General features: G+C 75.3%; 12 protein-coding genes. 5 read left to right on the forward strand and 7 right to left on the reverse strand.

Annotated elements, in window-relative coordinates; genetic code table 11:
* Positions 1 to 79: 79 nt before the first annotated feature.
* Positions 80 to 1,207 carry a calcium/sodium antiporter gene (locus BJF77_RS10485; protein ID WP_047804549.1) on the reverse strand — a complete coding sequence of 376 codons (1,128 nt, stop codon included), beginning with the start codon at positions 1,205 to 1,207 and terminating at the stop codon, positions 80 to 82.
* 199 nt (positions 1,208 to 1,406) lie between these two features.
* Positions 1,407 to 1,784, reverse strand: a complete 378-nt coding sequence (locus BJF77_RS10490; RefSeq protein ID WP_047804550.1) for a hypothetical protein — start codon at positions 1,782 to 1,784, stop codon at positions 1,407 to 1,409.
* A gap of 144 nt (positions 1,785 to 1,928) precedes the next feature.
* Between BJF77_RS10490 and BJF77_RS10495 the strand changes: the two genes are divergently transcribed.
* From BJF77_RS10495 to BJF77_RS10510, 3 genes are all read left to right on the forward strand, one after another.
* On the forward strand, positions 1,929 to 2,465 hold the full coding sequence (locus BJF77_RS10495) for a flavodoxin domain-containing protein (protein ID WP_075872132.1): 537 nt from the start codon (positions 1,929 to 1,931) through the stop codon (positions 2,463 to 2,465).
* A 473-nt stretch (positions 2,466 to 2,938) separates the two neighbouring features.
* Complete coding sequence (locus BJF77_RS10500; protein WP_139318527.1) at positions 2,939 to 3,286, forward strand: hypothetical protein; 348 nt, start codon at positions 2,939 to 2,941, stop codon at positions 3,284 to 3,286.
* Positions 3,287 to 3,658: 372 nt separating this feature from the next.
* Complete coding sequence (locus BJF77_RS10510; RefSeq protein WP_075872134.1) at positions 3,659 to 4,621, forward strand: NAD(P)/FAD-dependent oxidoreductase; 963 nt, start codon at positions 3,659 to 3,661, stop codon at positions 4,619 to 4,621.
* Between the two features lie 30 nt (positions 4,622 to 4,651).
* Here BJF77_RS10510 and BJF77_RS10515 read toward each other — a convergent pair whose 3' ends face one another.
* On the reverse strand, positions 4,652 to 5,017 hold the full coding sequence (locus BJF77_RS10515; RefSeq protein ID WP_158041236.1) for an SHOCT domain-containing protein: 366 nt from the start codon (positions 5,015 to 5,017) through the stop codon (positions 4,652 to 4,654).
* Between the two features lie 158 nt (positions 5,018 to 5,175).
* Between BJF77_RS10515 and BJF77_RS10520 the strand changes: the two genes are divergently transcribed.
* Positions 5,176 to 5,574 (forward strand): phage holin family protein, encoded by a 399-nt coding sequence (locus tag BJF77_RS10520; RefSeq protein ID WP_047804556.1) that lies wholly within the window; start codon positions 5,176 to 5,178, stop codon positions 5,572 to 5,574.
* A gap of 103 nt (positions 5,575 to 5,677) precedes the next feature.
* Here BJF77_RS10520 and BJF77_RS10525 read toward each other — a convergent pair whose 3' ends face one another.
* Together BJF77_RS10525 and BJF77_RS19500 are read right to left on the reverse strand one after the other, a co-directional pair.
* The gene (locus tag BJF77_RS10525; protein WP_075872136.1) at positions 5,678 to 6,214 is read right to left on the reverse strand and encodes a hypothetical protein; all 537 of its coding nucleotides are present in this window, start codon (positions 6,212 to 6,214) and stop codon (positions 5,678 to 5,680) included.
* Between the two features lie 72 nt (positions 6,215 to 6,286).
* Positions 6,287 to 7,039, reverse strand: a complete 753-nt coding sequence (locus BJF77_RS19500; protein WP_083665095.1) for a MarR family winged helix-turn-helix transcriptional regulator — start codon at positions 7,037 to 7,039, stop codon at positions 6,287 to 6,289.
* A 73-nt stretch (positions 7,040 to 7,112) separates the two neighbouring features.
* Here BJF77_RS19500 and BJF77_RS10535 point away from each other — a divergent pair, with 73 nt between their 5' ends.
* On the forward strand, positions 7,113 to 9,074 hold the full coding sequence (locus BJF77_RS10535; RefSeq protein WP_083665096.1) for an ABC transporter ATP-binding protein: 1,962 nt from the start codon (positions 7,113 to 7,115) through the stop codon (positions 9,072 to 9,074).
* Between the two features lie 63 nt (positions 9,075 to 9,137).
* Here the strand turns inward: BJF77_RS10535 and BJF77_RS10540 are convergent, their stop codons facing one another.
* Positions 9,138 to 10,274, reverse strand: coding sequence for a glycoside hydrolase family 26 protein (locus tag BJF77_RS10540; protein WP_083665097.1), 1,137 nt, complete (start codon positions 10,272 to 10,274; stop codon positions 9,138 to 9,140).
* Between the two features lie 161 nt (positions 10,275 to 10,435).
* Positions 10,436 to 10,873 (reverse strand): hypothetical protein, encoded by a 438-nt coding sequence (locus BJF77_RS10545; RefSeq protein WP_222844990.1) that lies wholly within the window; start codon positions 10,871 to 10,873, stop codon positions 10,436 to 10,438.
* Positions 10,874 to 10,970: the final 97 nt, after the last annotated feature.

Consider the following 10,970-nt stretch of genomic DNA (forward strand, 5'->3'; position numbering starts at 1 on the left):
CCTCCGCCGGCCCCGGGGTCGGCGCCGGTTCCGCGGCGCCGGTTCCGCGGCGCCGTCACGCCGTGGCGGGGCCGCCCGGCTACGGCCCGCCGGCATGCCGGTCGAGCGCCCGGCGCCGTCCCAGTTCGTGGGCGGACACCGCCACCAGGGTCAGCACCAGCAGCGGCAGCACGAACGACACCAGCACGGCGGTGAAGCCCACCAGGGCATCGTGCTCGGCGGCCTCCAGCACCACGTACCCGGTGTAGAGCAGGTACAGGAGCAGGAACAGGCCGCCCTCCCACCGGGCCACGGCGAATCCGGTGAACGCGATGGGCAGCAGCGCCACCGCGGCCGCGAGCATCACCGGGATGTCCAGGGCCACCGCCGCCGCCGGCACGGGCAGTCCGCCGGCGAACAGCATCGCCGGCACCCCGAGCACCAGCCCGAGGTTCAGCAGGCAGCTGCCCACCACGTTGCCCACGGCGAGGTCCCGCTGCCCGCGGCGCACCGCGATGACCGAGGTGGCCAGCTCGGGCAGGGACGTCCCCACCGCGACGACCGTGAGCCCGATCACGAGACCGCTGACCCCCAGGGCCCCGGCGATGCTGACCGCTCCGTCGACGAGGACCGTGGCTCCGACCACCAGCAGCCCGACCCCCACCGCGACCAGGGCCAGCGAGAGCACGACGGAGGCCCCCGGCGTCGGCCCGGGCCCGGATCCGGCGGGCGACCGACCCGTCGGCGGGCCGTGCGGGGTGGCCGGAGACCTGGCATCGCGGCGACCGATCAGCACGGTCAGCACACCGTGGACGACCACCGCCGCGAACAGGAGTGCGCCGTCCACGCGGTCGACCCGGCCGTCCAGGGCGACGAGCAACAGCGTCGTGGACACCAGCACCAGCAGGGGCAGATCGAAGCGCAGCAGCTGGTGGCTGACCGCCGCCGGTGCCAGCAGGGCGGTCAGCCCGAGCACGAGGAGCACGTTGGCGATGTTGCTGCCCACCACGTTGCCCAGCGCCAGTCCCGGTTCCCCGCCCAGGACGGAGCTGACGGTGACCGTCAGCTCCGGGGCCGAGGTGGCGAACGAGACCACGGTCAGCCCGATGACCAGGCCCGAGAGCCCCACGCGCGCGGCCAGCGCGGAGGCTCCGCGCACCAGCAGCTCCCCGCCCGAGACCAGCAGCGCCATCCCTACCACGATGCGACCCACGTCCAGGACCGTCATGGGCGCCAGTCTAGATCCGGGGCAGATGGAGGCCCCGGTCGTCACCGGACAATGACTGCGGTCTCCGGGACGAGCCGAACCGGCGGCAGAGGCCTGACCCGGCGAGGTCGACGACCGGCCGGCCGGTCACGGCACGAGCTTCCCGAGCCCGGGCAGGGACGTCCTCCCGGGCGCCCCTGACCGCCCCGCGGCGCAGCGCTCAGCCGCGGACCCCCGGGGTGGACCAGGCGATCGTCCCCGCGACCGTGCCGGTGTGCTCGACGAGCTCGAGCTCGCGCACCGGCAGCAGAGCGCCGGGGGCGTGACCGTCGGACTCGCAGCGCACCAGCACCACCATGCCCAGGGACGCCGGTTCGTAGACGGCGCACAGCACGATCTCACCGGCCCGCAAGTTCAGTCCCGGCCGGTCGGTGCGCACCCGGTAGCGCGAGAGGGGCGTGACCGGGGCGGTGGGCCGGACCTGCGGGTCCGTGCCGACGCCGATGCCGGGCAGCGCGGGCCGGGCCGTGCGGCGGTGCTCGGGGCGGGCGGCCCGGCGGGAGCCGGTGGGAACGGGGGTCGGTGCGGGGGCGCTCATGGTCCTCCGGGGGTGCTGTGCGTCACGATCTGCGGCGCATCCCGATCGTGGCATTCCCGCCTGGCCGGTGCCTCGGGCGCGGCTGGGTGTTCACCGGCACCCCGGCCGCCCTACCCTGGACCCCCACCGGAGAGGAGAGCGGCCATGCGGATTCTCGTAGGACACGCCAGCGCGCACGGATCGACGGCGGAGATTGCCCGGCGGATCGCCGAGGTGCTGCGCGGCCAGGGGGCATCGGTCGACGTCGAACGGATGGGGCGGATCACGGACCCCGGTGGCTACGACGCCGTGGTGCTCGGCAGCGCCGTCCACCACCAGGCCTGGCTGCCCGAGGCCACCGGATTCGTCCGCCGCCACCGGGGCGACCTGCTCGCCCGGCCCGTCTGGCTGTTCAGCGTGGGGATGTCGGCCGGGCTGCCGCGGTTGCTCCGCAGGCCCGCGCACCGGGCCCAGGACCGGCGCCTGGCGGCGGCCCTGCGCGACGTCGTGCGTCCGCGCGGGCACCTGCTCCTTTCGGGAGTGACCGGGCCCGACCTGCTGCCGGGCGCGGCCGGGCTGCTCTTCCGGGGGATCGGCGGCCACTTCGGCGACCACCGGGACTGGGCAGAGATCGAGGCCTGGGCCCTGCGGATCGCCCGGGAACTGAGCGATGACCCCGCGATCACCTCCGCGGGATCCTGAGCCCGCCGCTGCCATCGCGCCCACGACGCACGCGTGCTCCGGCGCTCGCCGGGCCGGAGGGCTCCGTGGCGGCCCGGCCGCAGGGCGGGGCCGCCACGGGCGACGCGCGCCGCTGGACGGGCGCTGCGCTGCGGCAGGCCCACGCCCCCCGACGTGACCTGCCTCGTCGGGCCGCTCCGCGTGGACTCCGTCCACGCTGCGCGAGCGGCTCGCCGACACGGCCGAGCCTACGCGGGCGTCCGACGCCGCGGCAGCCCCCACTTGTGGGCACAGGCGCCCGCACCCGGTGACCCGGTGTGCGCGGCGCAGGGTCGCCGTGTGACCCGGTGAACACCAGGTGAAAGGTTCCACAGCCTGCTTCCTGTTCGCGGCGCGGGCTCCTATCCTGAGAGGGACAGCGTCGTCGAGCACCCCGCCCGGCGCCGGGACCTGTTGTGTGTCCCGGTGCGTTCGACGATCTGGAGGTCCACCTGATGAGTGTTGCCGATCCGGAGTTCGTGCCCTCCGGCACCGAGTCCGTGCGGATCTCCCCGGGCATCGGCGTCGGGGTGTCGGTCGAGCCCACGCCGGCGGTCGACGTGTCCGGTCTGTCCCGGTGCCGGGTGCTCGCCGACCGGCCGGGTCTGGGCCTGCGCGCGGGGGAGATCGTGCTCTGCGCCCCCTACGCGCCGGCCGAGCTGGGCATGGTGGTGCTGGTGCGCTGCGAGGCCGACGGGCACAGCCCCGGCGCCCTGATCTCGGCCGGTGAGGTGGAGGTCCTCGAGCCCGCCCTCGAGCTCGTGGCCCCCCGCACGTGGCACCGCCCCGGTCACCGCGCCTGACCGGTCCGGGGCGCTCGGGCCCCACGGCGTCCGCGGCTCCGCACGGCGGGGCGCGACATCCCATCCAGTGCGGGCACAGGAGCGGTCCTTGGCGTGGTGCCACGCGCTCGGCCAGAGCGGGATCGTGCGCAGCGACCTCCGTTCCCGTTTCGGGACCTCCAGCGGCACCGCGCAGGGGGCGCCCATGGCCCTGGAGCTGACCGTCGCCGACCTCGCCAACGGCGGGGCGTCGTCCGCGGGCGTCGCCGTCCCCGGCGGCCCGGCCCGCGGCTGTCCCGATACCGCACGGGCATGCCGGCAACCCGTGCCGGTTCCGTAGGGTGGACCCGGACGGGCGACGCCGTGCCCGTCAGGAGCCGGGAAAGAGGAACCATGATCCCAGAGCTGCCCCCTGCCGTCGACGTGCTGGTGGTCGGCGGCGGACCTGCCGGCCTGTCGGCGGCCACCTGGCTGGGCCGCTACCGCCGCTCCACCCTGGTCGTCGACGCCGGTCAGCAGCGCAACCTGCCCGCCGACCACGCCCACGGCCTGCTGGGCCGGGACCCGGCCACCCCGCAGCAGCTGCTGGCCGAGGCGCGGGCCGGCCTGGCGCAGTACCCCGAGGTGGTCCTCCACCACGGAACGGTCAGTTCCGTGCGGAAGGACGAGAGCGGACGGTTCTGCGCCGTCGTGGACGGTACGGAGGTCTCCGCGCTGCGGGTCGTGCTGGCCACCGGGGTCCGTGACCGGGTCCCGGAGCTCGCCGGCATCCAGGACCACTACGGCACGGACGTGCACCACTGCCCGGCGTGCGACGGGCCCGCCGCGCAGGACCAGGTGGTGATCGTGCTCGGCTCCGGCGACCAGGTCCCCGCCTACGCCGCGGAGCTGCTCGACTGGGCCGACACCGTCCGGATCGTCACCGACTCCGCCGACCCGTGCTTCGCGGAGGACCAGCGGGCGGCACTGGCCGACCACGGTGCCCAGGTGGTGGACGGGGTGGCCGAGGCGCTGGTCGGGGAGCCCGGGGCCCTGGTGGGGGTGCAGCTGGCCGGCGGCGAGCTGGTGGAGGGGGACAAGGTGTTCTTCTCCTACGCCCACCACCCGACCCACGAGCTCGCGCTCGAGCTGGGCTGCGAGCTCGACCACGAGGGCGGGGTCGTCGTCAACGGGTTCCAGCTCACCAGCGTCGAAGGGGTCTACGCCGCGGGGGACATCACCGCGGGACTGCAGCTGGTGCCGATCGCCCTGGGCAAGGGAACGGCCGCGGGCGTGGCCTGCGCGACCTCCCTTCGGGGCCACCCCACGCACGGGGCGAGCCCGGCCCCGCCGACGCGCCGGTTCCGCTCCGGGTGACCGCCCGGCCCCGGCGGAGCTCGGCGCGGCTCAGGCCGCGGTCGCCGGACGGGGGCTCAGCAGCTGCGACTTCTCGGCGGCGAACTCCTCCGGGGTGAGGACGCCGCGGTCGCGCAGGTCCGCGAGCATCGTCAGCTGCTGGGCGCTGGTGGGCGGCGCCGGCTCGGCGCGGGCCCGTTGGGTCGCGACGCGCGCCTCCTCGGTGCTGCCGGCCGAGCGCGTCATCAGGTAGATCAGCGTGCCCAGCAGGGGCAGCAGGAGGACGAGGATCGTCCACAGCACCTTGGCCCCGCCGGAGACGTCGTCGCGCCGGAAGATGTCCGCCAGCGCCACGCCCCAGAGCACCGCCAGCGGTGTCCAGATCAGCAGCAGCCACAGGAAGTCCCAGAAGCTCATCGCACCCTCCACGTCGTCCGGCGGCCCACGGCCGCCGCGGGTCCGTTCCAGGCTCCGCGGACGGGGCCGGGCGTGCATCACCCCGTGCGGGTGACCCGGGCCCGCCTCCGCCGCCGCACACTGGAGGTGTCCTGACCGGACCGACCGGGGAGTGCGCCATGATCACGTCCGTTCTCATCCGCTGGGTCGTCCTGGCCGGTGCCGTGGAGCTGGCGGCCTGGATCCTGCCCGGGGTGACCCTGACCGGCGGCGTGCTCGCGCACCTGCTGGTGGCCCTGCTGCTCGGGCTGGTCAACGCCCTCGTCCCCCTGATCACCGCGCGGCTGCCGCAGCCGGGCTCGGTGCTGCTCCTCGGGCTGCTCACCCTGGCGGTGAACGCCGTGCTCGTGTGGGTGGTGGCCGCCGTGACGCCGTGGCTGGCCATCAGCGGGCTGCTCGCCGCGGCGGGCGCCGTGGTGCTGGTCTCCGTGTTCGCCGCCGTGCTCTCCCTGCTCGTGGACCGGTTCATGGCGTCGCGGGACGACCGTTCCGGTCAGGGAGCCCGCGCGACGACGTGAGCGCGGGGCGGCCGCGCCGCCGAGCACGGGACGGTCGGGGCTGCCCGCCGCACCGGTCACCGCGCGGCGACCCGGCGGGTCGCGCGGTGGCCGGTCCGGGCGGTCACGGCCGCGTCTGCGGGTCCAGCTCGACCACCAGGAGGGGCAGCGGCAGCCGGGCGGCGGTGAAGGACACGACCCGGGCGTGCGGGATGCCCTTCTCGCGCACGAACCGGCAGGCCACCAGGCCGTGGTCCCGGTTCTGCCCGACCATCAGGAGCCAGTGCGTGCCCGCGGCGTCGACCGCGTGGGCCTGCCGGTCGAGGTCCTTCCCCGCCGGGTCGCGCGGCGTGCTGCGCTGGGCGAAGCGGGCGGCGTAGGCGGCCATGTCCTCCTCGGTGCGCAGCATCCCGGCGGAGACCCTGCGCAGGTCCTGGTGCTGCAGCGCCGGGGCGATGTCCTCCTCGCGCACCTCGAGGATCCGATCCTCGGTCCCGCCGTCGGCGGCGGGGCGGCCGGTGTAGGTGCGACGGCCGATGCGGCGCACCCGCTCGTCGTTCTTGTGCAGCTCCTGGTAGCCGGCGATCAGAGCCCGGATCTCCTCGTCCAGGTCTCGTCCTCCGGGCTCGTCCCGGCCTCGGGCGGAGGATGACTGCGACACGGATGCCTCCTGGGACTGGGCTCGTGGGCGCTCACCGCGACGGCGGTGCTCCGGCGGTCGCAGGCGCCGCGGTCACTGGTTGTCGGCCGGGGACCCGGTCCGTGCCTGGACGTCCTCGGCCGGGACGGGTCCGCCCTCGGCCGGATCGGCGTCCAGGCGCCGGTTGTCGGCGGTGGTCGAGTCGGTCAGCGTGTCGTCGTCCACGACCTGCAGGTCCTCCTGCTGCTGCTCGGCGAAGGCCTCGCCGCGGTCCTCGGGCTGCTGGGCGGTCATCGTGACGTTCCTCTCCTCGACGGTGGTGCTCCCGATCCTAGGCGTCTCCTCCGGGTTCCGGGGCGCGCACCCGGGATCGTCCGCCGCCAGCAGACGGAGCAGCCGCTCCAGCTCGGCGCGGTCCTCCGCGGCGAGCCGGGAGAAGTACTCGTCGGACTCCCGGCGCCGCGCCTCGCGGACCCGGCCGCGCAGGGCGGCGCCGCGCGGCGTCACGCAGACGAGGGTGGCGCGCCGGTCGGAGCGGTCCGCGAACCGCTCCACCAACCCCTTCTCCTGGAGCAGGTCCACGACCTCGGTGGCCGAGCGCGGGGCGATGCGCAGCGCCTCGGCCAGGTCCTTCACGCGCCGCCCCGCGGCCCCGCCGCCGCACGTCCCGGCGTCTGCGGCGTCTCCGGAGGCGCGGGAGCCGGAGGGCCCGGCGAGCGCGTCGAGCGCCCGGAACTGGTGCGGGGTGAGGCCGAACGGAGCCAGCTGGGACGCCCACCGGCGGCGCAGCCGGCGGAAGGCGCCGAGCAGGAGCTCGTCCAGGGAGTCCGGGTCGTGGTGGGGCATGGCCCCATCCTAGCGGTCTTGCCGGTTACCTCATAGAGAGGTAACCTCCACAATATTGGCGGAGGAGGATCCCATGACCATCACCCACGGTCCCACGCGCGGGCGTGCCGCCGGTGACGGCTCCGGTCACACCGCCGCCCGCGGTCCCGGGGGCGGCTCCGGTGCGGCCGGTCCGCACGGTGCAGCGCCCCTCGGCGGCGGTGGCGCGGGTCGTGCCGCCCGGCCCGATCCCGCCGATCGGGCGCAGCTGGCCCGCCGTCCCGTGAGCCGGCGGCGCATCGCGGCCCTGTTCGCCCCGCACCGGGGCACGATCGGCGTGGTCGTGGTCCTCATCACCGCGGCCTCGGTGATCAATCTGGCCCAGCCGTTCCTGGTCCGCGGCGTCATCGACGAGGCCCTGCCCCGGGGGGACACGCACCTGCTCCTGCTGCTGACCGCCGCGATGGTCGGGGTGGCCGCCCTGACCGCCGTGCTCGGCGTGGTGCAGACCTGGCTCGCCACCGCCATGGGCCAGCAGGTGATGCACGCCCTGCGCGTGGACCTGTTCACCCACCTCCAGGCGCAGTCGCTCGGCTTCTTCACCCGGACCCGGGGCGGGGAGGTGCAGTCCCGGCTCACGCACGACATCTCCGGCATGCAGTCGGTGGTCACCACCTCGGCCACCGGGGTGGCCTCGAACCTCACGACCACCGTGGCCACGGCCGCGGCGATGGTCGCGCTGTCCCCGGCGATGAGCCTGATCTCACTGGTGGTCCTGCCGCCGGCCGTCTGGCTGGCCCGGCGCGTGGCGCTGATCCGCCGCGAGGTGACCGACGAACGCCAGCGCGAGCTCGCCCTGCTGCACACCCAGGTCGAGGAGGGCCTGTCCGTCTCCGGGGTCCGGCTCGCCAAGACCCTCGGCACCACCGGCCGGGACGCGGCCCGCTTCGCCGCCCGCTCCGACCGGCTCGTGCACCTGGAGCTGCGCAGTCAGCTGGCCGGCCGCTGGCGGATGGCCACCATGCAGATCGTCTTCGCGGCGATCCCGGCCGTCGTCTACCTCGCCGCTGGGTTCCCGGCCACCGGTGCGGGCATGAGCATCGGCACCCTGGTGGCGTTCACCGCCCTGCAGGGGGCGGTCTTCCGGCCCCTGATGGGGCTGCTGAACATCGGCGTGCAGTGGGTGGCCGCCCTGGCCTTCTTCAGCCGGATCTTCGAGTACCTCGATCTCGTGCCGCAGATCTCGACCCCGGGCGCCCCTGTCCCGCTGGACCCGAGCACGGTGCGGGGAGAGGTCCGGCTCGAGGGCGTCCGCTTCGCCTACGACGACGGGGTCGAGGTGCTGCACGACGTCGACCTGGTGCTGGCCGCGGGCACCACCACCGCCGTGGTCGGGGCCACCGGTTCGGGCAAGAGCACGCTGGGCTCCCTGCTGCCGCGGCTCAACGACGCCACCCACGGGCGCGTGAGCATCGACGGCACCGACGTGCGGGACGTGGATCCGGCGGAGCTCGCGCGCGTCGTCGGGGTCGTGTCCCAGGAGACCTATCTCCTCCACGCCACGGTGCGCGAGAACCTGCTGCTGGCCGAGCCGGACGCCTCCGACGCCGACCTGTGGCGGGCCCTCGGCGCCGCACGCATCGCCGACACCGTGGCCGGGCTGCCGGACGGGCTGGACACCCTGGTGGGCGCCCGGGGCCACCGCTTCTCCGGCGGGGAGCAGCAGCGCCTGGCGATCGCCCGCACCGTGCTGCGCGATCCGCCGGTGCTCGTCCTCGACGAGGCCACCAGCGCGCTGGACAACACCACCGAGGCGCAGGTGCAGGCCGCCCTGGACCGCTTGGCGGCCGGCCGGACCACCCTGACCATCGCCCATCGTCTCTCCACCGTGGAGCACGCCGACCAGGTGGTCGTGCTCGACGCCGGCCGCGTGGTCGAGCGCGGCACGCCCGCGCAGCTGCGGGCCGCGGGCGGGCCGTACGCGCGCCTCGCGGCACGGGCCGGCCGGAGCGAGGGTCTCGAGGAGCGGCCCGCACCGCCGGTCCTCCGGTCCTGACGCCGGCGGCGAGACCGTCCGCTGCGCCGGCCGCCGGGGCACCCGGCCCGGCGGATCAGCCGGTCACGGGCACGGGCGCTCGGCGAGCTGGTGCGCCAGGGCCGCGGCGGAGCTCTCCGAGGAGCTGATCCGCCAGTCGACCTCCTTGTCGTAGTGGAACCACACCAGGCCGGTCACGTCCGGCTGGTCGGCCAGGTAGTACACCAGGTGCGCGTTCCACTCCGCCTTGGAGCCCCCCGCCTCCGCGGAGGCGGTCTCGGCGACGATGATCTCCTTGCCCGGGGCCAGCCGGCGCATCTCCGCCAGGCCCCAGCCGAAGAGCTCCCAGGGCTGCTGCCAGCTCGACCAGCTCTGCGAGGTGCCCCAGTTGTAGCCGTCCAGGGCGACGGTGTCGACGTAGTCGGCGCCGGGGTAGAGGCCGTCCAGCGGGGTGGAGCCCCAGTAGGGGACGTTCGGGTTCCAGACCCACTCCACGTTGTCGGCGCCGGCGGCCGTGAAGATGTCGTGGACGTGGCGGTAGGCCGCCACGTAGTCGCCGGCCCCGTTGCCGTTGACGCCCTCCGCCCACGGGTACCAGTTGCCGTTCATCTCGTGGCCGAAGCGCAGCATCACGGGCCCGCCCCAGTCCGCCAGGCGCGTGGCCCAGTCGGTGATGTAGGCGTCGTGGTCGCCGGCGGCGATCCGGTCCAGGGCGTAGGCGGGCTGGTCGAGCCCCCCGCCCCAGACCCACGGCTCCCAGGTCAGCAGCGTCGTGGCCCCGGCGGAGCGGGCCTGCTCCAGCTCCCAGTAGGGGACGGGCTGCCGGAAGTCCTTGTAGCCCAGCACGATCGAGGGCTTCTCCCCGGTGAGCGAGGCGACCTCGGCCAGTTCGCCGCCGGCGGCCGGGCCGCCGGGGGTGCCCACGCCGAAACGCAGGGGGCAGGTCCGGACCTGTGGTTCGGAGGCCGGGGCGAGGGCGGCGGTCGTCATGGACGGCGCCACGGTCGTCGTGGTGGCGGCCAGGTCCGCCGAGGGCGACACGGGGGACTCCGCGGACGCCTCGGGGACGGGATCGGAGGTCGGCTCGGTGAGCCGGTCGGTCTTCTTCGACTGGCCGGCGACCGTGGTCGTCCGGTCCTTGGCCGCCTCGGCGGCCGGGGTGAGGACCAGCGAGACGACGGAGGCCACGGCGGCGGCGGACAGCAGGACACGACGGGGCATGGGGGGCTCCTGGATTCGCGGCACGCGGGGGGAGGCACGCCGGCAACGGTGTTTGCAAAAGCATATACCGGACCGGCGGCGGCCGCGTCACAAAGGACATCGAGGCGGGGGCGTCCGGTCCCGCAGCGCCGTGCGGGGACCGCTGCCGGCCCGGCGCCCCGTCACGGCGTGAGGTCCCGGCCCTCGTCCCGGGTGTGCTTGTCGACGACGGCCCAGAACAGGTCCTCGGGGACGGCCTCGAGGTCCGGGTGGATGGCGGCCAGCTCGTCGATGATGGCGGCGACGTCGTAGTGGTCGTGGACGCCCCCGCGGCGGGCGAGCCGGTTGGCCGCGATCCGGCCCTCGACGTAGGCCGCGTGGTCGTTGTCGGTGAACGCGCTCAGCCCGGCGTCGGCCCACAGCTGCTCGAACTCCGGGTGGCCCTCGGTCACCACGCGAGCGGGGGCGGCCTCCAGGTCGGCGGTGTCCAGGGTCGCGGGGCTCCACGCGAGGCCGGTGGCCTTCGAGAAGCGGGTGCCGTCGTCGACGGTGACGGTGCGCTCGGACTCGTCGACGACGGTGCGCCGCTCGGTGCGCAGCCCGGCCCCGCCGCGGATCACCACGCGCGGCGCGACGCCGCCCGCCGCCGCCGGGGGTGTGGTGGTCGGGCGACGAGATCCTCCTCAGGCACGAGTGGGACGGGACGAGTGGACGGGG

It is taken from the genome of Kocuria sp. CNJ-770 (assembly GCF_001942375.1).
Classification (GTDB): domain Bacteria; phylum Actinomycetota; class Actinomycetes; order Actinomycetales; family Micrococcaceae; genus Kocuria; species Kocuria oceani.